Here is a 26,371-nt window from a genome sequence, read left to right as displayed (position 1 = left end):
GCCCCTGCCGTGGTACGGACGATTGACCACCGCCGTCAATTGAGTGGCGCCCCGGGAACAGAGCTATGTAAGTTGCGAGCTTCACAGGAGACACTTACATACCGGGGGTTGGGGAATGTCCGTAGCGAGCGTCGGGCGCGCCGCGAGGGAGAGCGTCTCGGGGTTGCCCCGGGACTTCTGGTGGCTGTGGACCTCGACCCTGGTCAACCGCCTCGGGGCGTTCGTCTCGGTCTTCCTCGCCCTCTATCTCACCGTCGACCAGGGCTACTCGGCCTCGTACGCGGGGCTGGTCGCCGCCCTGCACGGCCTCGGCAGCGTCGTCTCCTCGATCGGCGGGGGCGTGCTGGCCGACCGGCTGGGCCGCAGGCCCACGCTGCTGATCGCCCAGACCTCGACCGCGGTGTCCGTGGCCGTGCTGGGCTTCGCGCAGGGCCCGGTGGCCATCGCGGCGGTGGCCTTCGTGGTGGGCATGGCCGCCAACGCCTCCCGCCCGGCGGTGCAGGCGATGATGGCGGACATCGTGGCGCCCGAGGACCGCGTGCGGGCCTTCGCCCTGAACTACTGGGCCATCAACCTCGGCTTCGCGATCTCGTCGGCCGCGGCCGGGTTCATCGCGCAGTACAGCTACCTCATCGGCTTCCTCGGCGAAGCGGCCATGACGCTCCTGTGCGCGATCCTCGTGTTCGTCAAGCTCCCCGAGTCCCGCCCGGCCGCGCCGGAGGCCACCGGCGAGGACGAGCCCGCGATCAGCATGGGCACCGTGCTGCGCGACGGGCGCTACATGAGCGTGGTCGGGCTGTCCTTCCTGCTCGCCCTGATCTTCCTGCAGTCCTCGGTTGCGCTGCCCGTCGCGATGGCGAAGGACGGCTTCTCCACCACCGACTACGGCATGGCCATCGCCGTCAACGGCGTGCTGATCGTGGCCCTCCAGATCCCCGTGACCCGCTTCATCGAGCACCGCGACCCGGGGCGGCTGCTGGTGATCTCGGCCCTGCTCGGGGGGTACGGCTTCGGGCTCACCGCCTTTGCCGGCGGGTCGCTCGCCGCCTACATGCTGACCGTCTGCGTCTGGTCCCTGGCGGAAATCGTCAACTCCCCCACCCAGATGGGCCTCGTCGTCCGCCTCTCCCCCGTCCAAGGCCGCGGCCGCTACCAGGGCGTCTACTCCCTGTCCTGGTCGGGCGCCGCGCTGGTCGCTCCGCTGGCGGGCGGGGCGGTGCTCGACGCTTACGGGGCGGGTGCGCTGTGGGCGGGGTGTGCGGTTGTGGGGAGCGTGGCGGGGGTGGGGTACTGGGCGTTGAACCGGTCTCTGTCCCGGGGCTCCGTGGAGCGGGTGGAGGCCGAGCGGGTGGCGGAGCCGGCGTCGGTCTGACGGGGCTTGTTCCCCTACCCCGCCCCTTCCCTCCCCCAGCTACCGCTGGGAGGTGCCCCCAATCTGATGCGCGGCTCCGCCGCGGCCGGGGCTCCGCCCCGGACCCGTGCCCGGGTGCGGCCCGGCGAGCCGCGTCAGTCGTCCGCCTTCGACGTCAAGCGCGCGAACGCCTCCAGGTTGCGCGTCGACTCGCCGCGCGACGTGCGCCACGCGTACTCCTTGCGGATCGCGCTCGCGAAGCCCATCTCCAGCAGGGTGTTGAAGCTGCCGTCCGCGTTCTCCAGCACCGTCCCCAGGATGCGGTCGATCTCGTCCGGGGTGACCGCGGCCAGCGGCAGGCGTCCGACGAGGTAGATGTCGCCGAGCCGGTCCATCGCGTAGGCCACGCCGTACAGCCGCGTGTTGCGCTCCAGCAGCCAGCGGTGCACCGCCTCGTGGTTCTCGTCGGGGCGGCGCACGACGAAGGCGTTGACCGACAGCGAGTGCTTGCCGACGATCAGGGAGACGGTCGTCGACAGCTTGCGGGTGCCGGGGAGTTTGACCACATACGTACCGTCGGCGGGGCTCTCCCATTCGAGGCCCGCCTCGTGGAACGTCTGCTCGATGACGGATTTCGCGTCAGACATGCGACGAGCGTAGGCGACGCCGCCGGTCCTGGATCGCCGCGGTGTACACGTCGGCCGTGGCGGCCGCGGCCGTGTCCCAGCCGAAGGACCGCGCGTGCCGGGCCGCCGCCGCGCCCATCGCGTCCGCGAGCGAGGGCTGGTCGGCGAAGCGGCGCAGCGCACGCGCGTAGTCGGCGGGGTCGTGGCCGTCGACGAGGAAGCCGCTGACGCCGTCCCGCACGGCCACGGGCAGCCCGCCCACGGCCGCCGCGACGACGGGCGTGCCGCACGCCTGCGCCTCCGCGGCCACCAGGCCGAAGGACTCGCTGTACGACGGCATGACCAGCACGGACGCGGCCCGGTACCAGTCCGCGAGCTGCTCCTGGCCGACCGGCGGGCGGAACCGTACGACGTCGGTGATGCCCAGCCGGGCGGCCAGCTTGTGCAGCTCCTCCGGCTTGGCCAGGCCGCTGCCGCTGGGCCCGCCGACCACCGGGACGACCAGCCGCGTGCGCAGGCCGGGGTCCTGTTCGAGGAGCTCGGCGACCGCGCGCAGCAGGATGTCGGGCGCCTTCAGCGGCTGGATGCGCCCCGCGAAGAGCGGTATCAGGGCGTCGGCCGACAGCCCGAGCCGCTCGCGCGCCGCCGCGCGCCCGCCGCTCGGGGTGAAGCGGTCGAGGTTCACCCCGGGGTGGACCACGGCGACCTTGCCGGGCGCGGCGTCGTAGTGCCGTACGAGTTCCTCGGCCTCGCCGTCGGTGTTGGCGATCAGCCGGTCCGCCGCCCGGACGATCTGCGTCTCGCCGATCACCCGCGCGGCGGGCTCGGGGGTGTCGCCCGCGGCGAGCGCGGCGTTCTTGACCTTCGCCATGGTGTGCATGGCGTGCACGAGCGGCACGCCCCAGCGCTCCGCCGCGAGCCAGCCGACGTGGCCGGACAGCCAGTAGTGCGAGTGCACCAGGTCGTAGTGGCCCGGCCGGTGGCCCGCCCACGCCTGCATCACGCCGTGCGTGAACGCGCACAGCTGCGCGGGCAGCTCCTCCTTGGCCAGCCCCTCGTACGGGCCCGCGTCGATGTGCCGCACCAGGACGCCCGGGGCCAGCTCCACGGCGGGCGGGAGCGACCCGGTGGTGGCCCGGGTGAAGATCTCGACCTCGATGTCGAGCGCGGCGAGGCGCTTGGCGAGCTCGACGATGTAGACGTTCATGCCGCCCGCGTCGCCCGTGCCGGGCTGGTGCAACGGGGACGTGTGGACGCTCAGCATCGCGATGCGACGGGGGCGACGAGGGGTGCCGATGCGGCGCAGCGGGCTCTGGGCGAAAGTGCCGAGCGCGCGGCCGCGGCGTGCGCCGAGCCTGGATGCGTACTGGCTCACCGGGTGAGTCCTCCGTCCGCTTCTTGGGGGGCATTCAGCGCGTTACAAGGGGGCAACGTCGCGGAGGTCGCCTCCCATTTCCCCTTTACCAAAGTGTGACCCGGGGACGCGTGGGGCCGTGCGGCGGGCCCCGCCCGACGGCGGCGGCCGCGCGGGCGCGCTGGCCTAGAGTTGAGCGCATGGCCAGCCGTACCGCCCCCGCCCGCCGCCCCATCGGGACGGCCACCCGGGGGACGACCAACCCCAACCGGCTGCGCCGCATGGACCGCTGGATCGCCCGCACCCACGGCCCCGCCCTGCGCCGCAGCGCGGACCCCGTCGCCGTCGACCTCGGCTACGGGGCGGCGCCCTGGACGGCCGTCGAGCTGCTCGCCCGGCTGCGCACCGTGTGCGCGGCGGCGGAGGTCGTCGGCGTGGAGATAGACCCCGGGCGGGTCGCCGCGGCGAAGCCGTACGAGCGCGACGGCCTGTCCTTCGCGCACGGCGGCTTCGAGGTCCCCCTGAGCGGCGGTACGGGCCGGGCGCCCGCGCTGATCCGGGCGGCGAACGTGCTGCGGCAGTACGACGAGGACGAGGTCACCGCCGTCTGGTCACGGCTGTGCGCGCGCCTCGCGCCGGGCGGGCTGCTGGTGGAGGGCACGTGCGACGAGATCGGGCGCCGTCACGTCTGGGTCGCGCTCGGCCCGGAAGGCCCCCGCACGGTCACCTTCGCGGCCCGCCTCGGCTCGCTCGACACCCCGTCCGATCTGGCGGAACGCCTGCCGAAGGCGCTCATCCACCGCAATGTCCCGGGCGAGCCGGTGCACGCGTTCCTGCGGGACTTCGACCGGGCCTGGGCGGCGGCCGCGCCGTATTCGGCGCTCAGCGCGCGGCAGCGGTGGATCCGTACGGCGGCTTCGCTGGCGGCGGAGTGGCCGCTGACGGATGACGCGCGGCGGTGGCGCCAGGGGGAACTCACGGTGCGCTGGGACGCGCTGGCGCCGCGCGGCTGGCAATTCAGCCCGTCCGGCGTTTGAGGACGCGCCCGTAGGGCGCTCCCGCCGCAGGCGGCAACGGAGGGACAGCCGGGGGTCCGGGGCGCGAGCCCCGGTTTCGGGAAGGGGCGGGGTGGGGGAAAGCCCGCCGCAGGCGCAACGGGCCCGCACCCGGAAGCCGCTCACGACACATGCAGCGCCGAAAGCAACGCATCCACCAGCGAACGGTCCCGCTCCTGCGTCAGGCGAGCCCGCGCTGCCACCGGTGGCAGCCACAGGAGCGCGTCCACCTCACGGTTCGGCGCGAACGCGCCCGACGTCGCGCGGGCCGCCCAGTAGCGCACCTCCTTCGGCCGCCCGGCCACCGCGTAGTGCGCCGTCGGCAGCGGCGTCCCCACCTCGCACGCCATGCCCGTCTCCTCCAGCACCTCGCGCACCGCGCCGCTCAGCGCGTCCTCGCCGCGCTTGAGCTTGCCCTTGGGGTGCGACCAGTCGTCGTAGCGCGGCCGGTGGACGAGCGCGATCTCCAGCCCGCCGTCGAGCGGCGAGTGCCGCCACAGCACGCACCCCGCCGCCCGGATGACGTCGTCCCTCACAGCCCCGCCACCCCCGTCCGCTGCCAGACCCGGCCGAACGCGAAGCGCGCCGCCTCCACCTCGTGCCGCTGGTCGGCGTGGAGCACGCCGAGGGCGTACGCCGTGGCCGGGGCGATCCTCGGGGTGCGGGCGGCGGCCGCGGCGGCGGCGGCCGCCTCGGCGGCGTCGCGGTGCCGGTCCAGGGCCTGACCCGCGTTCAGCAGCCCTACGGAGAGGGAGGGTTCGACCTCGCCCTGCCCGTGCTCGTCGAGAACCTCCTGCGCGTACCGCCGCAGCCGTACGAGCTTGCGCACGTGGTGCCACGGCGCGTCCTGGCGCGCCTCCGCGGGCGGCGCGTCGGAGGACGGGACCGCGGCGAGCCCGTGGGTGAGGGCCTCCGCGTTGTACGGGTGCCCGGCGACGGACAGCGGCAGCAGCTCGACGGCCTCGACCAGCCGCCGGTGGGTCTGCTCCACGAGCCGGGGCAGCGCCTCGCGGGCGAGCAGGTCGTGCGCGGCCGGGTCGAGCGGCACCTCGGAGGCGAGTACGGCGGCCGCGTCGGCGACGGCGTGGAACCGCGAGGAGCCGAGGGCCTGCAGCGCCGCCGAGTGCGCACGGGTCCTGGCCAGCGTCAGCTGGCGTTCGAGCAGTGCGCCCGCCCGCGCGGCGCCGACCGTCAGCCCGCTCCAGGCCCGCTCCTCGCAGGGCGCCGACCCGGACAGCCGGTGCAGCGCCCCCCGCAGCCGGGCCAGCCTCGCCGCGTAGGCGTATTCGCGCCCCAGCGTCTCGGACAGCCACAGCAGCTCGGAGCGGAGGTGGTCCGTCCAGGCCGTGTCGGTGAGCGGCCGGTAGACGTGCAGGGCCCCGGAGATGCGGCGGGCCGAGCGGCGCAGCAGCCGGGCGGCCTCGGTCGCGTCCTCGGCGCCCGCGCCGCTGTCGCCGTGCAGCCGCAGGCTGCGCAGGAACTCGGCCGCCTGGCCGTGCAGATAGTCCGCCAGCACCTCACCGGAGGCCGCCGTGTCCACGGCCGGGTCCGGCGCGGCCGGCCGCTGTGTCGTCGTCATTTCCCGCCCCCCGGCCACGGTGACCGTAAGCGGCTGGTCATGGGGTCGCTGAGCCACGCCGGCGCCTCCGGGCGTCTATGAGCATCTCCTGTACGTTGCGCAGCGGCTGCCCGTCGGCGTCCGTCGCGTGCCGCCGCCAGCCGCCGTCCGGGCCCAGGTGCCAGGAAGCGGTGGAGTCGGACATCCCGGTCTCCAGCAGCCGGCCGAGCGAGGCCCGGTGCGCCGGATCGGTGACCCGCACCAGCGCCTCGATGCGCCGGTCCAGGTTGCGGTGCATCATGTCGGCGCTGCCGAGCCAGACCTCCGGGTCGCCGCCGTTCCCGAACGCGAATATCCGGGAGTGTTCGAGGAACCGGCCGAGGACGCTGCGCACCCGGATGTTCTCCGAGAGCCCGGTCACTCCCGGCCGCAGCGCGCAGATGCCGCGCACCCAGATGTCCACCGGCACGCCTTCGCGCGCCGCCCGGTAGAGGGCGTCGACGACGGCCTCGTCGACCATCGAGTTGACCTTGATGCGGATGTAGGCGGGCCGCCCGGCGCGGTGGTGCGCGACCTCCTTGGCGATCCGGGCGACGAGCCCGTCGCGCAGCGACCGGGGGGCGACGAGCAGCCGCCGGTAGGTCTCGCGGCGGGAGTAGCCGGACAGCCGGTTGAAGAGGTCGGAGAGGTCCGCGCCGACCTGCGGGTCGGCGGTGAGCAGCCCGAGGTCCTCGTAGAGGCGCGCGGTCTTGGGGTGGTAGTTGCCGGTGCCCACGTGGGAGTAGCGGCGCAGGGTGTCGCCCTCCTGCCGCACCACGAGCGACAGCTTGCAGTGCGTCTTCAGGCCCACCAGGCCGTAGACGACGTGGCAGCCGGCCTCTTCCAGCTTGCGCGCCCACTTGATGTTGGCCTGCTCGTCGAAGCGGGCCTTGATCTCGACGAGGACGAGGACCTGTTTGCCGGATTCCGCGGCGTCTATGAGGGCGTCGACGATCGGCGAGTCGCCGGAGGTGCGGTAGAGCGTCTGCTTGATCGCGAGGACGTCCGGGTCGGCCGCCGCCTGCTCCAGGAACGCCTGCACGGAGGTGGAGAAGGAGTCGTACGGGTGGTGCAGGAGCACGTCCCGCTCGCGCAGGGCGGCGAAGATGTCGGGCGCGGAGGCGGACTCGACCTCGGCGAGGTCCCGGTGGGTGCCGGCCACGAACTTGGGGTACTTCAGCTCGGGCCGGTCCAGGGTCGCTATCCGGAAGAGCGCGGTCAGGTCGAGGGGGCCTGGCAGTGGGTAGACCTCGGCGTCGCTGATCTTCAGCTCGCGGACGAGCAGGTCGAGGACGTACGGGTCGATGGTCTCCTCGACCTCCAGCCGCACGGGCGGCCCGAAGCGGCGCCGCATGAGCTCCTTCTCCAGCGCCTGGAGCAGGTTCTCCGCGTCGTCCTCCTCGACCTCCAGGTCCTCGTTGCGGGTCACCCGGAACATGTGGTGCGCGAGCACCTCCATGCCGGGGAACAGCTCCTCCAGGTGGGCCGCGATCACGTCCTCCAGCGGGACGTACCGCTGCGGGGAGGCCTCCAGGAAGCGGGACAGCAGCGGCGGCACCTTCACGCGTGCGAAGTGGTCGTGCCCGCTGACGGGGTTGCGCACGACGACGGCGAGGTTGAGGGAGAGCCCCGAGATGTACGGGAAGGGGTGCGCGGGGTCGACGGCCAGCGGCGTCAGGACGGGGAAGATCTGCTGCCGGAAGAGGGTGAAGAGGCGGCCCTGCTCCTTCTCGGTCAGCTCGGGCCAGCGGATCAGGTGGATGCCGCGCTCGGCGAGCTCGGGCGCGACGTCCTGCTGGTAGCAGGCGGCGTGCCGGGCCATGAGCTCGCGGGAGCGGGTCCAGATCTGCTCCAGCACCTCGCGGGGCTGGAGGCCGGAGGCGGAGCGGGTGGCGACGCCGGTGGCGATCCGGCGCTTGAGCCCGGCGACGCGCACCATGAAGAACTCGTCCAGGTTGCTCGCGAAGATCGCGAGGAAGTTCGCCCGCTCCAGCAGCGGGGTCGCCGGGTCCTCGGCGAGCTCCAGCACCCGCTCGTTGAAGGCCAGCCAGCTGCGCTCCCGGTCCAGGAACCGTCCGTGCGGCAGCGGCTCCGCTCCGTATGCGCCCTCCAGGCCCTCGTCGCCGTACGCGGGGTCACCGTAGGTACCCAGGTCCGAGGCGTCCAGGTCGGGCTCCAGGCCCGGCGAGTCCGGGGCCATGACCGCGTACGGCCGGTGGGCGGCGATGGAGCCGACGGAAGGCTGCCGATTGTCGAAACCGTCTCCGTGCGGATGGCCGTGTGCCTGGGCGCTCGACGAGGTCATGCCTTCATTGTTCCGCGTCACGGGCGGGGTGGGCGCGTCGGAGACGGGCGCCACGGCGGCGCGTAGCCGTCGGTCGGGTGCACGGTGCACGGCGGGCTGCATTCGGCAAGACTCGCAACCGCTGTTGAATCACGGGTAACGCCCACATGGCGCTAAGGAAAGCGGAGCCCTTCCGGAAGGGGCGTGCCACCTGCGACGGCGGGCTCAGGCGCCGTACGGGCTCGATGCCGCAGGACCCGGCCGGTTCCTGACCGCGAAGGCGCCCACGGCCTTGCTCCCCGCGCGCGGTTCCGCGCTCGGTGTGAGCAGGGGCGGTGCGTCCGGTGCGCGGAGGTGGGCGAGGAGGAGTTCCTCCAGGGTCGGCTCCGACATCTGCCACTCGCCGCGCACGGGGCGCCCGTCGGGGCGTATGAGCGCGGTGAGCTGACGGCCCGTCCGGCGCGTCTCCACGACCGTGTGGGCGGCGAACTCCCGCGGCGCGCCCGACTGCTCGTGCCAGCCGACGAGCAGCGTGTGGGCGGCGAGCAGGTCCTCGACCTCGCCCGCGAGCCGCACCTTGCCGTCGGCCACCAGCAGCAGGTAGTCGCAGATCCCGTCGAGCTCGGCGAGGATGTGCGAGGCCATGACGACGGTGACGGCGCGCTCGGCGGCCGCGGTCATGAGGGCGGTCGTCATCTGATGGCGCGAGAGCGGGTCGAGGTCGGCCATCGGCTCGTCCAGGAGCAGGAGTTCGGGCCGCTTGCCCAGCGCGAGCGCCAGCGCGACGCGGGTGCGCTGCCCGCCGGAGAGGTCGCCGACGCGCGCGCCCGGCGACAGCCCGCCGTCGTCCACGAGCCGCTCGGCGGTGGCCTGGTCCCAGCTCGCGGGGTTGAGCTCGCGGCCCATGCGGAGGGTGTCGGCGATGGTGAACCGGGCGTACAGCGGCTTGTCCTGCGAGAGGTACGCGACGCGGGGCCGCACCTCCGCGCCGCCGGGGCGCCCGCCGAGGACGGTGAGCGAGCCCTCGGTGGGTCTGCGCAGCCCGGCGGCCAGGGACAGCAGCGTGGTCTTGCCCGCGCCGTTCGGCCCGACGAGCGCGCAGACGCGGCCCGCGGGCAGCCGGAAGGAGCAGTCGCGCAGCGCCCAGGCGCGCCGGTGCCTCATGCCGAGCCCGACCGCTTCCAGGGCGGTGCGGCCGGGGCGGAAGGTGAAATCGGTCATCGGGCCCTCTTGTTCACGCTTGTCCACGCTTGTCCACATGGCGTTCAGACCGTGCGGACCGTGGTCACGCGGGGCCCTCGAAGCGCTCCTCCAGCACGGACGTGACCAGCGCGGAGACGTCCTCCCTGGCGAGCCCCGCCGCGTGGGCGCGCTCCATCCAGTCGGCGAGTTCGGCGCGCAGCGGCGAGTCCGCGCCGGCCTGCGGGCGCGCGAGGGAGCGCCGTACGAACGTCCCGAGCCCCGGGCGCGCCTCGACCAGGCCGTCCCGGGTGAGCTCGCGGTACGCCTTCAGCACGGTGTTGGGATTGATGGCCGTGGCCGCGACGACCTCTTTGGCCGTGGGCAGCTTGTCGCCCGGCGCGAGCAGACCCAGCCGGAGGGCTTGCTCCACCTGATGAACGATCTGCAGGTAGGTGGCCACCCCACTGCGCCGGTCGATCCGGAACTCGACCACGATCACCCTTCCACTACTTGACTAGTGAAAGGGTGATGCATGTGATCGGCGGCTGTCAAATGCTGTCGGCGTCGAGACGGGATCAGCTCTCGGTGCGGTACATCAGGTCCGTCTCGTGCACCGCGAACCCCAGCCGCTCGTAGACCGCCACCGCCGGCAGGTTGTCCGCGTCCACGTACAGCATCGCCGTCGGCAGCCCCTCGGCCTCCAGGTGCCGCAGTCCGATCGTCGTCAGGGACTTGCCGAGCCCGCCGCCCTGGACGCCGGGCCGGACCCCGAGGACGTAGACCTCGCCCAGTCCCTCCTCCGCGTGCACCTTCGTCCAGTGGAAGCCGACGATCTCCCCCTCGCGCTCCGCGAGGAAGAAGCCCTCCGGGTCGAACCAGCTCGCCGCCTTGCGGTCGTCGAGGTCCCGCTGCGTCAGCGAGCCCTGCTCGGGGTGGTGCGCGAAGGCGGCCGCGTTCAGGGCGAGCCACGCCGCGTCGTCCTCGCCGGGGCGGAAGGTCCGTACGGTCACGCCGTCCGGCAGGCGCGCGTCGGGGAGGTCCAGTCCGGCCAGCGGGCGCCGCATCTGGCGGAGCTCGCGGAAGAGGCTCAGCCCGAGCACCTGCGCGAGGTGCCGCGCGGCGGGGTGCCCGCCGTGCGCCCAGATGCGCAGCCGCTTGCCGGACTCCGCGAGCAGCGCGCCGCCCAGCGTCCGCCCGTACCCGCGGCCACGCCGGTCGGGGTGCACGACGAGTTCGCCCGCGGGCGCCTCCACGGGGTCGCTGTCCTCCAGCTGCCCATAGCCGATGAGCTCGCCCTCGTCGTCGCGCAGCAGGACGTGCCGGACGCCCGCGCGCCGCCCGCGCAGCTGCAGGCGCCCCTGCTCCGAGACGGCCGGCTGGCCGTCGACGGCGGCGGCTTCCTCCACCAGCCGCAGCACATCCCGCGCCATCTCGGGCGCGAGCTCCTCCACGACCTCGATCGACCGCTGCCCGCCTGTGTTGTTCGCGACGTCACTCATGGGTCGAGCCTACGACCTCGGCATCAGGAGCTACTGAATCGTCACCTCAACGCTCCTGACGCGCTACGCGCGTTGAACATAAAATTCCGGCGACCGAGCAACAACCACATATGCATAAAGGGGAACAAATGCACGCGACGCCGCCACGGAAGCGCCTCTCCAGACGGCTGAGCACCGCCGTCGCCGTCCTCGCCGCCACCGCCGGTGTCCTCGCCACGGCCGGTCCCGCGAGCGCCCACCACTCCCGTACGGTCGACGTACAGCTGCTCTCCTTCAACGACTTCCACGGCAACCTGGAGCCCCCGCAGGGCTCCTCCGGCACCGTCACCGAGCTGCAGCCGGACGGGAGCAAGAAGGTCATACCCGCGGGCGGCGTGGAGTACCTCGCCAACTCGCTGCGCACGGCGCGCAAGGGGCACCCCTATTCCGTGACCGCCGCGGCCGGCGACCTGATCGGGGCCAGCCCGCTGATGTCGGGGCTGTTCCACGACGAGCCGAGCATCGAGGCGATGAACAAGCTCGGGCTGGACGTCACTTCCGTCGGCAACCACGAGTTCGACGAGGGCCGCGCGGAGCTGACGCGGATGCAGAAGGGCGGCTGCCACCCGACGGACGGCTGCTTCGAGAAGGGCAAGAAGTTCCGGGGCGCCGACTTCCCGTACCTCGCCGCGAACGTCACGGACGAGAAGACCGGCAAGCCCATCCTCAAGCCGTACACGGTCTGGAAGCGCAACGGCGTGAAGATCGGCTTCATCGGCGTCACCCTCAAGGGCACGCCGGACGTCGTCACCGCGGAGGGCGTGAAGGGCCTGAAGTTCGGTGACGAGGTCGAGACGATCAACAAGTACGCCGCGGAGCTCGACCGCCAGGGCGTGAAGTCGATCGTCGCCCTCATCCACGAGGGCGGGCTGCCGGCCTCCGGCGCGTACAACTACAACTGCGACACCCCGGGCGCGGGCGCCGGGATCTCCGGCCCCATCGTGGACATCGCCAAGAAGGTCACGCCGAAGGTCGACGCCCTCGTCACCGGCCACACGCACGCGGCGTACACCTGCACCATCCCCGACCCGTCGGGCGCGCCCCGCACGGTCACCTCGGCGGCGTCCTTCGGGCGGCTGTACACCGACACCACGCTGACGTACGACCGGCGGACGAAGGACATCGTCCGCACGGCCGTCAAGAGCCCCCGCACGGGCAACCACGTCGTGGACCGCAACCAGCCGAAGGCCCCCGACATGACGGCCCTCGTCGACCGCTGGAGGAAGCTGGCCGCGCCGGTGGCCGACAGGCCCGTGGGCTACATCTCCGCCGACATCAACGGCCGTGGCGCGGAGGGGTACGAGAAGCCGCTCGGCGACCTCATCGCCGACGCGCAGTTGGAGGCCCTCGCACCGGCCGACAAGGGCGGCGCCCAGATCGCGTTCATGAACCCCGGCGGCATCCGCTCCGACCTCGCCTACAAGGCGTCGGGCTCGGAAGGGGACGGCGTCGTGACGTACGGCGAGTCGTTCACCGTGCAGCCCTTCACGAACATGATGGCCACGGTCGACCTCTCCGGCGCCCAGCTCCTCTCCCTGCTCCAGCAGCAGGTCAGCGGCGCCAACGAGGCCCAGCCGATCATCCTCCAGATCAGCAAGGGCCTGACCTACACGCTCGACCTGACGAAGAAGGGCGCGGCCCGGATCGACGTCTCCTCGGTGAAGCTCGGCGGCGCGGCGATCGACCCGGCGAAGACCTACCGCGTCGCGGCGAACGCGTTCCTCGCGGGCGGCGGTGACGGCTTCCCGGCGTTCAAGGACGGCAAGAACAAGCGCATCGGGGCGTCGGACCTGGACGTCTTCAACGCCTACCTGACGGCGCACTCCTCGAAGTCCACCCCGCTGGCCCCGCCGAAGGCGGACCGGATCACGGTGGTGAAGTAGCGGAACAGACGACTGGACGGGCTCGATTTCGCACCCGCATCAGCGAAATCCAGCCCGTCCGGCGTTTGAGGACAGCGCGCGAAGCGTGCTTCGGGGTCCGGGGCGAAGCCCCGGGGGGTCACAGATTCTGGACCTCAGCCCCGGCCTTCACCAAAAGCTGCTGCCCGATGTCGAGCAGCGCCCGCCCGCCCGCGAGCTCCTCGCCGATCCGCCGCTCGTCCGGGTCCCGGGGGTCGCGCGTGGCCTGGCCCCGCCCCCTCAGCTCCGTGCCGTCCCGCAGCCGCAGCAGCGCCGCCGCCCGCGTATGCGTCTCATCCTCGGCGAACTCGACTTCCACGTGCCAGCCCGCAACCTGCTGCATGATCGCCCTCTCCACGCCGGACCCCGAGATCTGGCACAAATTAGCCCGTATCCGCACGCCTCAAACCCCATGCGCCCGAACAGCCGAACCTCCGCCCTTATACCGGGCATACCCGCTTCTGTCGGGCTTCTCAGGGCTCACTCAGACGGTTTTCATATAGCCGGAGGACAGTCATAGCCATGACGGACAACGACCGCCGCAACGGCGCCCAGGACCCCGAGTTCCCGCAGCAGCCCTTCGCGTACCCGGCCCAGCCGCCGTACGCCCCGCAGCAGCCGGTCACCACGGCGACGGGCGTCACCGTCTGGCCGGGCGACGGCAGCGGCCCGTACGACGGCGGCACCCCGCACAGCGGTGGCACGGGCGGCCCCGGAGGCGGCGGCCACGTCGGCTTCGACGCCCCCGAAGGCCCCGGCAACGGCGGCGGCAACAGCCACGCCGCGCCCCGCGCCCGCCGCCCCGTCGCCCTCCTCGCCGCCTGCGCGATCGTCGCGGCCGTCGTCGGCGGCGGCTCGGCCGCCCTCGTCGGCGAGCTCACCACCCGCTCCGGCAGCAGCAGCCACTCCACGCCCGTGGAGAACGCCTCCTCCAAGACCAGCGGCGTCTCCGCCGTGGCCAAGGCCGTCAGCCCCAGCATCGTGGAGATCAAGGCGACCACCACCTCCGGCGAGTCCACCGGCTCCGGCGTCGTCATCACGAGCGACGGCGAGATCATCACCAACAACCACGTGGTCTCCGGCGCCGACACCGTGAAGGTCTCCTTCAGCGACGGCAGCAGCAGGACCGCGAAGGTCGTCGGCACCGACCCCGACAAGGACCTGGCCCTGATCAAGGTGAACGGCGCGAGCGGCCTCAAGGCGGCCAGCCTCGGCGACTCCGGCAAGCTCCGGGTCGGTGACGACGTCGTCGCGATCGGCTCCCCCGAGGGCCTCACCGGCACCGTGACCAGCGGCATCGTCTCCGCCCTCAACCGCGACGTCACCGTCGCCAAGGAGCAGGGCCAGGGCCAGGGGCAGCAGCGGCAGGGCCGTGGCCTCCCGCAGTGGCCGTTCGAGTTCGGCGGCAACCAGTACAACGGCGACACCGGCTCCTCCAAGACCACCTACAAGGCCATCCAGACGGACGCCTCCCTCAACCCCGGCAACTCCGGCGGCGCGCTGATCAACATGAGCGGCGAGATCATCGGCATCAACTCGGCGATGTACTCGTCCGCTTCCTCGGGCGGCTCCGGCGACTCCGCGGGCAGCGTCGGCCTCGGCTTCGCGATCCCGATCAACACCGTCAAGGCCGACCTGGCGAAGCTCCGGGCGGGCGGCAGCTGACCGGCGGCGGAGGAGCGCCCGGCCACCCTCCGCCGTGCGACGCTGAGAGGGACAGGAGACACCCGTACACCCGTGAGGTAAGCCGATGAGCCCCGCCGAGCACGGCGACCAGCCCGCCCGCGTCCTGATCGTGGACGACGAGCCCGCCGTCCGCGAGGCCCTGCGCCGCAGCCTCGCCTTCGAGGGGTACGGCACCGAGCTGGCCGTCGACGGACTCGACGCGCTGGAGAAGGTCGCCGCGTACGACCCGGAGCTGATCGTCCTCGACGTGCTGATGCCCCGCATGGACGGCCTGACCGCCGCCCGCCGGCTGCGCGCCTCCGGGGTCACCGTGCCCATCCTCATGCTCACCGCCCGCGACACCGTCGGCGACCGCGTCACCGGCCTCGACGCCGGGGCCGACGACTATCTGGTCAAGCCCTTCGAGCTGGACGAGCTGCTGGCCCGCATCCGCGCCCTGCTGCGCCGCAGCTCCTACGCGGCGGCGGCCGCCGAGGCCGTCTCCCACACGCTCTCCTTCGCCGACCTGCGCATGGACCTCACCACGCGCGAGGTGGCGCGCGGCAGCCGGCCGGTCGAGCTGACCCGCACGGAGTTCACGCTGCTGGAGCTGTTCCTCACACATCCGCGGCAGGTCCTCACCCGGGAGCAGATCCTGAAGTCGGTCTGGGGCTTCGAGTTCGAGCCCTCCTCCAACTCCCTCGACGTGTACGTGATGTATCTGCGCCGCAAGACGGAGGCGGGCGGCGAGCCCCGGCTCGTCCACACCGTCCGCGGCGTCGGCTACGTCCTGCGGGCGGACGGCGGCGGCTCCGAATGACCGGGAGATTCCGGCGGCTGAGCCTGCGCTCCCGGCTCGCGCTCCTGTCGGCTGTGGCAGTCGCCGTCGCCGTCGCGGCGGTCGCGGGAGTGTCCTGGTTCGTCCTCAAGCAGCAGCTCGAACAGCAGCGGGACACCACGCTCACCAACGTGCGCCCGACGGACGAGACCGTCGTCGACCTGCTGCGCTCCTGCGGCGCGGGGCTGCGGACCGGCCCCAGCCAGTACACCTTCCAGATCATCACGACGTCCGGCGCGATCTGCACCACCCCGGGCAAGTCGCCCGTCGAGGTGGACTCCGAGGACCTGGCCGTCTCCCTGGACCGGGGTCCGGTGCTGCACGACGGCCGGGCGAAGAACGGCCAGGAGATGCGCGTCGCCACCTCGGCGAGCAATGTGCCGGGCGTGTACGCGGTCTCCATCGCGCAGCCCCTCAGCGACATCGACCGGCCGCTCAACAAGCTCGCCATCGCCCTCGCCGTCACCGCCGGGATCGGTGTCCTCGGCGCCGCCACCGCGGGCCTGGGCATCGCCCGCGCCGGGCTGCGGCCCGTGGACCGGCTCACCGACACGGTCGAGCACATCGCCCGTACGGAAGACCTCGCCGTGCGCATCCCCGTCGACGGCGAGGACGAGATCGCCCGCCTCTCCCGCTCCTTCAACTCCATGACGGCCGCCCTCGCCTCCTCCCGCGACCGCCAGCAGCAGCTGATCGCCGACGCCGGGCACGAGCTGCGGACGCCGCTGACGTCGCTGCGCACCAACATCGACCTGCTCGTGCGGAGCGAGGAGACCGGCCGGGCGATCCCCCCTGAGGACCGCAAGGCGCTGCTCGCCAGCGTCAAGGCGCAGATGACGGAGCTCGCGGCCCTGATCGGCGACCTCCAGGAGCTTTCCCGCCCGGACTCGGCCTCCGACGGCGGCCCGGTGCAGGTGATCGCCCTGCACGAGGCGGCCGGGCGCGCGGTGGAGCGGGCCCGGCTGCGCGGCGCGGGCCTGACGTTCGCGGTGCGGCTGGACCCCTGGTTCGTACGCGCCGAACCGGCTGCCCTGGAGCGCGCCCTGGTCAACCTCCTGGACAACGCGGTGAAGTTCAGCCCGCCCGGCGGCACGGTGGAGGTCACCCTGACCGGCGGCGAGCTGACCGTGCGCGACCACGGCCCCGGCATCCCCGCCGACGAACTCCCCCACGTCTTCGACCGATTCTGGCGCTCCCCCTCGGCCCGCAGCCTCCCGGGCAGCGGCCTGGGCCTGTCCATCGTGGCCCGCACGATCCGCCAGGCGGGCGGCGAGGTCTCCCTCGCCCCGGCGGAGCACGGCGGCGCGGTGGCGTCCGTACGGCTGCCGGGCGCGGCGACGGCTCCGCCGGTTCTCTAGCGCGGGGTTTGCGTCCGCCGCCCGGTGCCCAGGTATGTGCCATGACCCAGGACAACGTGGCACGTACGTACTACGACACCGGCGATGTCGACGGCTTCTACGCGCAGGCGTGGGGCGGGGAGAACATCCACGTCGGGATCTACACCGACGAGCGCGAAGCGATCGGTGTCGCGGCCCGGCGCACCGTCGAGCGGATGGCGGCGAAGGCCGCGGACGCGCTCGGGCCGGGGCGCGCGATCCTGGACCTGGGGTCCGGGTACGGCGGCGCGGCACGGCAGTTGGCCGAGCGGTTCGGCTGTCGCGTCACCGGCCTGAACATCAGCGAGGTGCAGAACCGCCGGCACCGCGAGATCAACGCCGAGCGCGGCCTCGACGGGCTGATCGACGTGGTGACCGGCTCCTTCCAGGACGTGCCCGCGCCGGACGGCGCGTACGACGTGGTCTGGTCCCAGGACGCGCTGTGCCACAGTCCCGACCGGGCGACGGTCCTGCGCGAGGCGGTGCGCGTCCTCAAGCCCGGCGGGCACCTGGTCCTCACCGACTTCATGGCCGTCGAGGACGCCCCCGCCGACGAACTGCGCCCGCTCACGGACCGGCTGACGGTCACGGGCTTCGCGACGCCCGCCTTCTACGACGAGCAGCTGCGGTCGCTGCCGCTCTCCGACGTGAGCTTCGAGGACCTCGGCGAACACCTCCAGACCCACTACGAACGCCTCACCGACGAGGTCCGCGACCCGTCCCCGACTCTTGTGGCGTCGGTCAGCGCGGCGTACTTGGAGGGCCTGCGCGAGAGCCTCCCGCAGGTGGCGGCGGCGTGCGCGAAGGGGCTGCTGAAGTGGGGCATCTTCCACGCGCGCAGGGTGTGACGGCCGGAGCGCGCTGATTCCGGGCCCGGGGCGTGCGCCCCGGGCCCCAGGTGGCCGACAAGGGACCTTCCCCGGGGCGATTTGCCCACGTATGCACCGCAATAGAGCCCCTGCGCATCTGTGAAACTCCGCATCGTGCAGCGCGAAAGAGCCATCGAAGGCTGAATTCCGCCGCGCCGCCGGGACAAGATGCGTGAGCAGGAGCGGACGCCCCCGAGGCGGGATCCGCTCCGGGCCCGGCAGCCCCCACATCCATTCCGGGCCACTCCTCCGAAGTGCCCCCGAAGGCGTTCACGACCATGCCGTGGCGGGCCATTCCCCGACATTCATCAGGAGACTCGACCCGTGTCAACGGACACTTTGGCGAACCATCTCGCCGACACCCACACCGGGCTGCCGATCCCCGCCGACCGCGAGTTCACCTCGCCGGACGAGGAGCGCCGCCACCGCAAGCAGCGGCTCGCGGCGGCCATGCGGCTGTTCGGCAAGGCGGGCTTCGCGGAGGGCATCTCCGGGCACATCTCCGTGCGCGACCCGGAGGACCTCGACACCTTCTGGGTCAACCCCTTCGGCCTGTCCTTCAACCAGGTGCGGGTGCGCGACCTGATCCGCGTCGACGCCGAGGGCCGGGTCGTCGACGGCACGGGCAAGGTCAACCCCAGCGCCTTCACCATCCACTCCAAGATCCACGAGCGCCCCGAGGCCAACGCCATCGCGCACGGCCACACCGTGCACGCCCGCGCACTCGGCGCCCTGGAGCGCCTGCTGGAGCCCTACGACCAGGAGTCGGCGGCGTTCTACCAGGACCAGGTCCTCTACGGCGACTACGACGGCCCGGCGATCTCGGTCGAGCACGGGCAGGACATCGCCGACCGGCTCGGCGACCGGCGCGCGATGCTGCTCCGCCACCACGGCCTGATCACGGTCGGCGGCTCGCTGGAGGAGGCGGTGCACTGGTTCTTCACCTACGAGAGCTGCGCCCAGGTCCAGCTCCTCGCCCTCGCCGCGGGCAAGCCCGTGCCGATGAGCCACGAGCAGGCCCTGCTGGCGCGCGACGGCTTCGGCGACGAGCAGCTCGGCCGGTTCAGCTTCCAGATCATGTGGGACGAGATCACCGCCGACCAGCCCGACCTGCTCGACGAATAACCCACCCACGCCAGGAAGTTGGAGGAACCGATGAGTTCATCAGCCGCTCCGCGCGTGGAAGCGCGCAAGATTCTGATCATCGTCGCGGTCGTGCAGTTCGTGATCGGCGGCTGGTTCTCGTGGACGGCGTCGCACGCCAAACCGCGTGACCTGCCGGTGCTCGTGGTGTCCGCGAGCGAGGACCTCGCGGACTCGCTGCGCAAGGCCGCGCCCGGCGCGTACGAGATCACCACGGCCGCCGACACCGCCGCGGCCGACCGCAAGCTCGAGGACCGCGCGGCGTACGGCGCCTTCATCGCCACGCCCAAGGGCATCGAGCTCCACGTGGCCTCGGCCGCCTCGCCCACGGTGGCGCAGACCCTGACCCAGCAGGCGCAGCAGCTCCAGGACAAGCCGGTCGCCGTCACCGACGTCGTCCCGGCCGACGCCGACGACAAGCACGGCTCCGGCATGGCCATGGGCTTCCTGCCGCTGCTGATCACCGCTGTCATCGCGGGCCTGCTGTTCGTGCTGAAGGTGCGCGACGCCCGCGCCAAGCTCCTCGGGCTTGTCGGCTTCGCCGTGCTGTCCGGCCTGCTCAGCTCGCTGATGCTGACCCACCTCAGCGGCGTGCTGCCCGGCAACTACTTCGTCAACGCGGGCGTCATCGCGCTGCTGGAGCTGGCCATGGTCGGTGTCATCACCGGCTTCGGCTCGCTGGTGGGCCCGCCGGGGATCGCGGTGGGCGCGGTGCTGATGTTCGTCGTCGGCAACCCGCTGTCCGGCATGGCGTCGGCCCCCGAGATGCTGCCCCAACCGCTGGGCGCCATCGGCCAGTTCCTGCCCGCGGGCGCGGCCGCCACGCTCTTCCGCTCGGTCGGCTCCTTCCACGGCGCGGGCGGCGGCACACCCCTGCTGGTGCTGGTGGTCTGGTCGCTGATCGGCCTGGCCCTGCTGTTCCTGAGCGCCCGCCGCGCGGCCGGCCGGACGGCCCCCGAGGCGGCCCCGGCGCCCGATGCCCCGGTCACGGCCTCCGTGGGCTGACGCCCTCCTCAACGCTCCTCCGTTCCCGAAAGATGACCATGACCATGAACGCAAGTGACCACCCGCGGATGCGCATCGGCATCGTCGGCGGCGGAGCGGCAGCCGTCTGCCTGCTGGACCGGATAGCCCGCACTCCGGGGCGCGGCCCCGGGTCGATCACCGTCTTCGAGCCCTCGGACAACCTGTGGCGGGGCCGCGCCTACCAGCGTGACGTCGACTCCGTGCTGGCCAACATCATCCCCTCGGAGATGTCGGCCACCACGGACGACCCGGAGAGCTTCCTGCGCTGGCTCGGCGAGGCGGGGTTCCCCCACGGCGTGGGGGACTACGCGGCCGACGGCCACTTCCCGCCCCGCCATGTCTTCGGCAGCTATCTGGAGCGGACGGCCGAGCAGGCCCGCGCCGAACTCGCCCTCGGCGACTGGCCGGTGACCGTCGTCCGGGACGCCGTCGTCGGGGCCCGGCAGCGGGCGGACGACGTCGTCCTGACCACCGCCGGGGGCCGCGCCGAGAGCTTCGACTACGTGATCTGCTCGGTCGGCGCGGGCCGCCCGGCCGACCACTACGACCTGGCGGGCACGCCCGGGTTCCACGGCGACCCGTACCCGCTGACGCGGACGCTGCCCGCGATCCCGGAGACCGCCGACGTCACCGTGCTCGGCACCGGCCTCGCCGCCGTCGACGTCGTCGTCTCCCTGGCCGCGCGCGGCCACCGGGGCCGGATCACCATGGCGTCCCGCAACGGCGCCCTCCCGGCGGTCCGGCAGCGCCCCATCCACCCGGAGCTGCGGCACTTCACCCCCGCCTCCCTGCGGGCGCTGGCGGCCGGCGGCCCCGACGGCCGGATCGGGCTGGACGAGCTGCTCGGGCTGCTGGAGCGGGAGTTGGCGGAGCACGGCGCGGGCCCGTCCGGAGTGCTGGCCGAGCTGTTCTCCATCGACCGGGAGGATCCCGTCGCCCGGCTGATCCGCCAGTACGAGAACATCGACTCCACCGACCTGGGCATGCGGATCATGCAGCACGCGATCCCGGAGAGCGGCCCCGACGCCTGGACGCTGCTGCGCGCGGAGGACCAGGAGTTCATCCGCGAGAACCACTACCGGGCGATCATGAGCCTGTGCTGCCCGATGCCCCCGGCCAACGCCCGCACGCTGCTCAGGCTGCGCGAAGAGGGCCTGCTGCGGGTGACAGGCGGGCTGTGGAGCGTCAAGCCGCTCGCCACGGAAGGCTTCCACATCGCCGTCGGTGACGACAGCTACGAGACGGACGTGGTGGTCAACGCGGTCAGCGCGCCCTCCCACCGGGTCCCGGTGGAGGCCCACCCGTTCGTCGAGTCGCTCGTCGAGGAGGAGGCGGCCGAGTACCACCCCTCCGGCGGTCTGCACATCGAGCCGTCCACCAGCCGGATCGCTGGCCACGGCCGGGTGCACCGGCGCATGCACGCGATCGGCGACCTGGGCGCCGGGACGCTGTTCTTCACCTCCGGCATGCCCTCGGTGGCCGAGCGCGCCGACGACATCGTCCGCGCCATCGCCGAGGACATCGAGGCCGCGCGCATCGGCACCGCCTGAACCACGCGAACACCATCAAAATCACGGGGGAAACACCAGGATGACCACGGTCACCCGCAGAAATGTGCTCATGACGGCGTTCACCGCCGCCGTCGTCACCGGTACCGGCGCGGCGCTCGCGCCCGTCGTCCTGGCCGACCAGGACGACGGCGCGGCCGCCCCGAACGGGGGCCCGGACCTGGCGACGGACTCCTTCGAGGAGACCTACCGGGGCCGCCGCATCCAGGGCAGGACGCTGTCCACCTGCGGCGCGCGGCCCGCCGCCTACCGCAAGGGCGCCGCCGCCGCGCCCGACGTGCCCGGCATCGAGATCAGCATCGACGGGCGCCCGCTGCACGTGATGCGCCGTGCCGACGGCACCTATCTGAGCCTGGTGAACCACTACGAGTCGTTCCCCACGCCGCTCGCCGTCGCCCGCGCCGCCGTCGACCGGATCGGCACCGCACAGCTGTCGCTCACCACGACGCACCACCACTGATCCGGAGCACCGGTGTACACACGCAAGAACCAGAAGAATCTCACCAGCGCCGAGAAGAAGAAGTTCGTCGCCGCCCTGCTGGAGCTCAAGCGCCGGGGCCGCTACGACGAATACGTCAAGCTGCACGGCAAGTACTTCGTCTCCGACGGCGAAGCGGGCGTGCGGGTCGGCCACATGTCCCCCTCGTTCTTCCCCTGGCACCGCCGGTTCCTGCTGGAGTTCGAGCGCGACCTGCAGTCCGTCGACCCGGACGTGACCCTGCCGTACTGGGACTGGACCGTCGACCAGTCGCCCACCTCCTCGCTGTGGGCCGACGACTTCCTGGGCGGCACCGGCCGGGCCTCCGACGGGCAGGTCATGACGGGCCCGTTCGCCCACGCGGCCGGCCACTGGTCGATCGACGTGGGTGTGACGGAGGAGAAGTTCCTGATGCGGGACCTCGGCCGTCCCGCCGCCCCCGTCGCCCTGCCCACCAGGCAGGAGCTGGCCCACGCCGTCGACGACCCGGTCTACGACAGCGCCCCCTGGGACTCCACCGTCACCACGGCGGGCTTCCGCAACAAGATGGAGGGCTGGACCGTCGGCGCCGACCGGGGCTGGACCAACCACAACCGCGTCCACCTGTGGGTCGGCGGCCAGATGACCGGCGGCACCTCGCCCAACGACCCGGTCTTCTGGCTCCACCACACCTTCATCGACCTGATCTGGGCCCGCTGGCAGCGCAAGCACCCCGGCGCGAGCTACGAGCCGCGCAAGAAGGTGCCCGCCGGGGACCCCCAGTTCGGGCGGGTCATCAGCCTCGACGAACCCATGGACCCGTGGGGCGCGCGGCCGTCCGACCTCCTGGACCACGAGCGCTACTACCGCTACGCGGAATAACACCCTTCATTTCCCACTGAGTTGAGAAGAGGAATCACCATGCGCATTCGTCACACGGTCCCGGCTGTCGCGGCAGCCGCCCTGATCGCCCTCGGCGCGGCGGGCACCGCCCAGGCCGCCCCCGCCGACCCGGCCGCCGTGCCCGCCGCGTCCGTCCGCAGCACCACGCCCGCCTTCGCCGGGCACACCTACGTGCTGACCCTCGACAACGGCGCCGTCCTGCGCAACTCCTACTCCGCCGACGGCAAGACCCTCGACTGGACCGCCCTCGCCGGCCCCATGGAGGGCAGGAGCGGCCAGGAGAAGCTCACCGTCCGCGAGGTCGGCGAGGGCCTGTACTTCGTCAACTGGGTCGAGGCGTCCGGCATGACCGTCAGCCACGTCATGGACCTGCGCACCAAGACCGTGAGCATCTACTGGACGTACGGCACCCCCGACGGCGGCCGCGCCGGCGAGCTGCACACCGCGAAGCTGGAGCGCGTCTCCGCACAGTGATGTCCGTGGGCGGGGCCCGGCGGGCCCCGCCCACGCCTTTCTCTCCCCAGGAGCGATATCACCCATGGCCGCTCAAGCGACCAAGGCACCGGCCGAGGCCGGACACCCGTCGGCCGGATCCCCGGCAGTCGACCCGGCACCGCGGGCGGCCGACCAGAAGGAAGGCGGGGAGCTCGGCAACGGCCTGCGCCCCCGGCATCTGACCATGCTCGCCCTCGGCGGCGTCATCGGCGCCGGGCTGTTCGTGGGCTCCGGCACCGGGCTGCGCGTCGCCGGACCCGCCATCATCGTCTCGTACGCGCTCGCCGCGGGCCTCGCCCTGCTGGTGATGCGGATGCTCGGCGAGCTGGCGGCGAACATGCCCGCCAGCGGCTCGTTCTCCGTCTACGCCGAGCGCGCCCTGGGCAAGTGGGCCGGTTTCACCGCCGGCTGGCTGTACTGGTGGGTGACCGTCATCGCCATCGCGATCGAGCTGATCGCCGCGTCGAGCATCCTCCACCAGTGGCTGCCCGCCGTCCCGCAGTGGGCCTTCGCCCTGGCCGCCCTGGCCGTCTTCACCATCGCGAACATGCTCTCCGTCGCGTCCTTCGGCGAGGCCGAGTTCTGGTTCGCCGGCATCAAGGTCGCCGCGATCATCGCGTTCCTCGCACTGGGCGTCACCGCGATGTGCGGCGCCCTGCCCGGGGTGGACTCCCCCGGCCTGGACAACATCACCGGCCACGGGGGCTTCGTCCCGCAGGGCTGGAACAGCATCGTCGCCGGGCTGCTCGCCGTCGTCTTCGCCTTCGGCGGCATGGAGGTCATCACCATGGCGGCGGCCGAGTCCGGCGACCCCGCCCGCTCGGTCACCAAGGCCGTCAACAGCGCCATCTGGCGCATCAGCCTCTTCTACCTCGGCTCGATCGCGGTGATCGTCGCCCTGCTGCCCTGGGACTCCGCCGTGCCCGGCCGCAGCCCGTACGTCGCCGTGCTCGACCGGCTCGGCGTCCCCGGCGCGGGCCGGCTCATCGAGGTCGTCGTCCTCATCGCCCTGCTGTCGGCGATGAACGCCAACCTCTACGGCGCCTCGCGCATGGCCCACTCGCTCGCCGCCCGCGGCGACGCCCCCCGGGCGCTGCTGCGCACCTCGCGGCGCGGCGCGCCCCGGCTCGCGGTGGCGGCGTCCGCGGCCTTCGGGTTCTGCTCCATCGCGCTCGACTACGGATGGCCCGAGCGGATCCTGCCGTTCCTGGCCAAGGCCATGGGCGGGGCGATGCTCTTCATGTGGCTGACCGTGGCGGTGGCCCACCTGGTGCTGCGCCGCCGCCTCGAACGCGACTCGCCCGAGGCGCTGGTGGTGCGGATGCGCGGCTATCCGTATCTGTCCTGGACCGCCGTGGTGGGCATCGTGACGGTGCTGGTGCTGATGGCCCTCGACGTCAAGGCCCGTGGCCAGCTCGGGTGGTCGGCCCTGCTGGTGCTGGTGCTGCTGGGCATCTCGGCGGTACGCAGCATGCCGTTCGGCAGTGCCCCGAAGGGGCGCGGGGAACCGCGCGACCAGCCACGGCCCACCCGCGGCTGACGTACCGGACTTCCGGCGGAACGCTCAGGGCCGGGCCCGGGGACGAGCCGTGGCCGGGCGGGTGGCGACCCGCCCGGCCACGGCTCGTCCGGTCAGGCCGAGAGCTCCTCCTCCGGCTCCTCCGGCAGTCCGTCGTCCATCGGCAGCATCCCCGTCGTCGCGATGAGATACCCCAGCTGCGCCCGGCTGCGGCTGCGCAGCGACGCGGAGATCCGGCTCACCCGCCCGGCCACGGTCCGCCGGCTGATGCCCAGCCGGCGGGCGATCGCGTCGTCGGTGTAACCGGCCACCAGCATCCGCATGATGGCCCGCTGCGTCTCATCGGTGACGACCGGCTCCAGGGAGCGCGGGGCCGCGGCGACCACGGGGGTGGCCCGCTCCCACGCCTCCTCGAAGACCTGGACGAGGAACGAGACGATGTCGGGGTGCCGGATCTCCAGCGCCGTGGTGCGCCGGGCGTCGTCGCCCGGCACGTACGCCACCGCCCGGTCGATGACGACGAGCCGGTCGAAGACGTGGTCCAGCGTGCGGACCTCGCCGCCCGCCCCCACGATGTCCTCGATGTGCCGCATCGTCGCGGACTGGGTGCGCACCGCGTGCTGGTACAGGCTCCGGTGCCGGGTCCGGCGCCGTACGTGATCCAGCTCCTCCAGGTCGTAGACCAGTCGTTCGCCCCCCGGCTGTACGGTCATCAGCTCGTCCTGGCACGAGCGGACGGCGTGCACCAGCGTGGAGTTGATGACCCGTTCCCCGTGGATCGGCATCGCCCAGCCCTGGTGTTCCCGCTTGGCCGCGGTGTAGATCGCGTGCACCGGGACGAAGGCACCGGCGAGGCTCTGCGCGTCCATCCGCTGCCGCTCCAGCGACTGCTCGATGGGGCGCACGAGCTCAGCGAGCGCCACCTCGGGTGCAACAGGTACCAAAATGTCCGGGTCGTCTGGTGGCGTCACCAGCAACCCCTTCCGCAACAGACACTGCGGAGCCCCCTCCTTCGGTGTACATCCCTTGACCACGGCCTGCCGATAGCGCGTCAGACCCTCGCCGCACAGGGCATCGGCCCCGTCGGCAGGGTGCGACCCGCTGCAGCAATCCCCCAACTGCTTTGCGTGATCCTGCATGGCGCAATTATGCACCTTTCAATCAAAGATGTAGGGGCTTAGTGCGACACATACTGCTGGTTGCACAAACACGTAACCTTCGATACGCAGGGAATGAGGAGCGAATGATCGGCTCTGGTGTATTGGCGGGCCTGCTGGAGAACTGGCGGGTCTCCTTCGATGAACACCGGGTGAAGGACATCGTCGGCCTCTTCGCCGAGGACGCCCTATTCCAGGGTCTCTCCCCCCGGCTGCTGGTGGGCCGCGCCGAGATCACCACGTACTACGAGAACGTCCCGGCCGGCATGACGGCCGCCGTGGAGCTGCTCCACTCCCGCACGGTCGGCGCCGAGGCCGTGAGCGGCTTCGCGACGGTCACCTTCACGGACGCGTCGGGGGTCAAGCTGCCCGTACGCCTCTCGGTGCTGGCCCAGCACTTGGACGACGCCTGGCTCATCCGGCAGTACCACGTGTCGAAGCTCGGCTGACCATCTGTCACGCGGCCT

At 72.4% G+C, this 26,371-nt stretch carries 25 protein-coding genes; 15 read left to right on the top strand and 10 right to left on the bottom strand.

Annotation, left to right across the window (positions count from 1 at the left end):
• The first annotated feature begins 115 nt into the window (after positions 1 to 115).
• Positions 116 to 1,372, top strand: coding sequence for an MDR family MFS transporter (locus DXZ73_RS25185; RefSeq protein ID WP_116213329.1), 1,257 nt, complete (start codon positions 116 to 118; stop codon positions 1,370 to 1,372).
• 134 nt (positions 1,373 to 1,506) lie between these two features.
• Here DXZ73_RS25185 and DXZ73_RS25180 read toward each other — a convergent pair whose 3' ends face one another.
• Complete coding sequence (locus DXZ73_RS25180) at positions 1,507 to 1,998, bottom strand: YbjN domain-containing protein (protein ID WP_116213328.1); 492 nt, start codon at positions 1,996 to 1,998, stop codon at positions 1,507 to 1,509.
• On the bottom strand, positions 1,991 to 3,352 hold the full coding sequence (gene mshA / locus DXZ73_RS25175) for a D-inositol-3-phosphate glycosyltransferase (RefSeq protein WP_425315861.1): 1,362 nt from the start codon (positions 3,350 to 3,352) through the stop codon (positions 1,991 to 1,993). Before mshA ends, DXZ73_RS25180 begins: the two co-directional genes overlap by 8 nt.
• Positions 3,353 to 3,531: 179 nt before the next feature.
• On the opposite strand from mshA, the gene DXZ73_RS25170 reads away from it, so the two are divergent.
• The gene (locus tag DXZ73_RS25170) at positions 3,532 to 4,368 is read left to right on the top strand and encodes a class I SAM-dependent methyltransferase (protein ID WP_116213327.1); all 837 of its coding nucleotides are present in this window, start codon (positions 3,532 to 3,534) and stop codon (positions 4,366 to 4,368) included.
• A 140-nt stretch (positions 4,369 to 4,508) separates the two neighbouring features.
• Here the strand turns inward: DXZ73_RS25170 and DXZ73_RS25165 are convergent, their stop codons facing one another.
• The 6 genes from DXZ73_RS25165 to mshD all read right to left on the bottom strand — a co-directional run bounded on the left by DXZ73_RS25165 (position 4,509) and on the right by mshD (position 10,948).
• Positions 4,509 to 4,922 carry an NUDIX hydrolase gene (locus DXZ73_RS25165; protein ID WP_116213326.1) on the bottom strand — a complete coding sequence of 138 codons (414 nt, stop codon included), beginning with the start codon at positions 4,920 to 4,922 and terminating at the stop codon, positions 4,509 to 4,511.
• Complete coding sequence (locus tag DXZ73_RS25160) at positions 4,919 to 5,965, bottom strand: CHAD domain-containing protein (RefSeq protein WP_116213325.1); 1,047 nt, start codon at positions 5,963 to 5,965, stop codon at positions 4,919 to 4,921. The genes DXZ73_RS25165 and DXZ73_RS25160 overlap by 4 nt, the downstream gene beginning before the upstream one ends.
• 37 nt (positions 5,966 to 6,002) lie before the next feature.
• Entirely contained in the window at positions 6,003 to 8,288 is a 2,286-nt protein-coding gene (locus DXZ73_RS25155) for an RNA degradosome polyphosphate kinase (protein WP_240351481.1), read from the bottom strand.
• 204 nt (positions 8,289 to 8,492) lie between these two features.
• Positions 8,493 to 9,488, bottom strand: a complete 996-nt coding sequence (locus DXZ73_RS25150; RefSeq protein WP_116213323.1) for an ABC transporter ATP-binding protein — start codon at positions 9,486 to 9,488, stop codon at positions 8,493 to 8,495.
• 64 nt (positions 9,489 to 9,552) lie between these two features.
• Positions 9,553 to 9,942 carry a GntR family transcriptional regulator gene (locus DXZ73_RS25145; protein WP_116215840.1) on the bottom strand — a complete coding sequence of 130 codons (390 nt, stop codon included), beginning with the start codon at positions 9,940 to 9,942 and terminating at the stop codon, positions 9,553 to 9,555.
• An 82-nt stretch (positions 9,943 to 10,024) separates the two neighbouring features.
• On the bottom strand, positions 10,025 to 10,948 hold the full coding sequence (mshD, locus tag DXZ73_RS25140; protein ID WP_116213322.1) for a mycothiol synthase: 924 nt from the start codon (positions 10,946 to 10,948) through the stop codon (positions 10,025 to 10,027).
• Between the two features lie 128 nt (positions 10,949 to 11,076).
• Between mshD and DXZ73_RS25135 the strand changes: the two genes are divergently transcribed.
• A complete protein-coding gene (locus DXZ73_RS25135) occupies positions 11,077 to 12,870 on the top strand; it encodes a bifunctional metallophosphatase/5'-nucleotidase (protein ID WP_116213321.1) in 1,794 nt (597 codons plus the stop codon).
• A gap of 118 nt (positions 12,871 to 12,988) precedes the next feature.
• On the opposite strand, the gene DXZ73_RS25130 is transcribed toward DXZ73_RS25135, so the two are convergent.
• Entirely contained in the window at positions 12,989 to 13,231 is a 243-nt protein-coding gene (locus tag DXZ73_RS25130; protein WP_116215839.1) for a DUF1876 domain-containing protein, read from the bottom strand.
• A 179-nt stretch (positions 13,232 to 13,410) separates the two neighbouring features.
• Between DXZ73_RS25130 and DXZ73_RS25125 the strand changes: the two genes are divergently transcribed.
• The 11 genes from DXZ73_RS25125 (at position 13,411) to DXZ73_RS25075 (ending at position 24,768) form a co-directional block, all read left to right on the top strand.
• A complete protein-coding gene (locus DXZ73_RS25125) occupies positions 13,411 to 14,553 on the top strand; it encodes a S1C family serine protease (protein ID WP_116213320.1) in 1,143 nt (380 codons plus the stop codon).
• An 85-nt stretch (positions 14,554 to 14,638) separates the two neighbouring features.
• On the top strand, positions 14,639 to 15,373 hold the full coding sequence (locus tag DXZ73_RS25120; protein ID WP_116213319.1) for a response regulator transcription factor: 735 nt from the start codon (positions 14,639 to 14,641) through the stop codon (positions 15,371 to 15,373).
• Positions 15,370 to 16,749: a sensor histidine kinase gene (locus DXZ73_RS25115; protein ID WP_116213318.1), complete on the top strand. Its 1,380-nt coding sequence runs from the start codon at positions 15,370 to 15,372 to the stop codon at positions 16,747 to 16,749. The genes DXZ73_RS25120 and DXZ73_RS25115 overlap by 4 nt, the downstream gene beginning before the upstream one ends.
• A gap of 41 nt (positions 16,750 to 16,790) precedes the next feature.
• On the top strand, positions 16,791 to 17,615 hold the full coding sequence (locus DXZ73_RS25110) for an SAM-dependent methyltransferase (protein ID WP_116213317.1): 825 nt from the start codon (positions 16,791 to 16,793) through the stop codon (positions 17,613 to 17,615).
• Positions 17,616 to 17,960: 345 nt separating this feature from the next.
• Entirely contained in the window at positions 17,961 to 18,761 is an 801-nt protein-coding gene (locus tag DXZ73_RS25105) for a class II aldolase/adducin family protein (RefSeq protein WP_205519221.1), read from the top strand.
• Between the two features lie 30 nt (positions 18,762 to 18,791).
• Positions 18,792 to 19,784, top strand: a complete 993-nt coding sequence (locus DXZ73_RS25100) for a hypothetical protein (RefSeq protein WP_162890324.1) — start codon at positions 18,792 to 18,794, stop codon at positions 19,782 to 19,784.
• A gap of 38 nt (positions 19,785 to 19,822) precedes the next feature.
• Positions 19,823 to 21,355: an FAD/NAD(P)-binding protein gene (locus DXZ73_RS25095; RefSeq protein WP_162890323.1), complete on the top strand. Its 1,533-nt coding sequence runs from the start codon at positions 19,823 to 19,825 to the stop codon at positions 21,353 to 21,355.
• 40 nt (positions 21,356 to 21,395) lie between these two features.
• Entirely contained in the window at positions 21,396 to 21,833 is a 438-nt protein-coding gene (locus DXZ73_RS25090; protein ID WP_116213313.1) for a tyrosinase family oxidase copper chaperone, read from the top strand.
• 12 nt (positions 21,834 to 21,845) lie between these two features.
• On the top strand, positions 21,846 to 22,712 hold the full coding sequence (locus DXZ73_RS25085) for a tyrosinase family protein (protein ID WP_116213312.1): 867 nt from the start codon (positions 21,846 to 21,848) through the stop codon (positions 22,710 to 22,712).
• Between the two features lie 39 nt (positions 22,713 to 22,751).
• The gene (locus DXZ73_RS25080) at positions 22,752 to 23,207 is read left to right on the top strand and encodes a MoaF-related domain-containing protein (protein ID WP_116213311.1); all 456 of its coding nucleotides are present in this window, start codon (positions 22,752 to 22,754) and stop codon (positions 23,205 to 23,207) included.
• Between the two features lie 64 nt (positions 23,208 to 23,271).
• Entirely contained in the window at positions 23,272 to 24,768 is a 1,497-nt protein-coding gene (locus DXZ73_RS25075) for an amino acid permease (RefSeq protein WP_116213310.1), read from the top strand.
• A 92-nt stretch (positions 24,769 to 24,860) separates the two neighbouring features.
• Here DXZ73_RS25075 and DXZ73_RS25070 read toward each other — a convergent pair whose 3' ends face one another.
• Positions 24,861 to 25,718: a helix-turn-helix transcriptional regulator gene (locus tag DXZ73_RS25070; protein ID WP_162890322.1), complete on the bottom strand. Its 858-nt coding sequence runs from the start codon at positions 25,716 to 25,718 to the stop codon at positions 24,861 to 24,863.
• A gap of 272 nt (positions 25,719 to 25,990) precedes the next feature.
• On the opposite strand from DXZ73_RS25070, the gene DXZ73_RS25065 reads away from it, so the two are divergent.
• A complete protein-coding gene (locus DXZ73_RS25065) occupies positions 25,991 to 26,353 on the top strand; it encodes a YybH family protein (RefSeq protein ID WP_116213308.1) in 363 nt (120 codons plus the stop codon).
• The last annotated feature ends 18 nt before the right edge of the window (positions 26,354 to 26,371 follow it).

The sequence above is a fragment of the Streptoverticillium olivoreticuli subsp. olivoreticuli genome (assembly GCF_003391135.1).
GTDB lineage: Bacteria > Actinomycetota > Actinomycetes > Streptomycetales > Streptomycetaceae > Streptomyces > Streptomyces blastmyceticus.
This window is presented reverse-complemented; position numbering and strand designations above follow the sequence as displayed.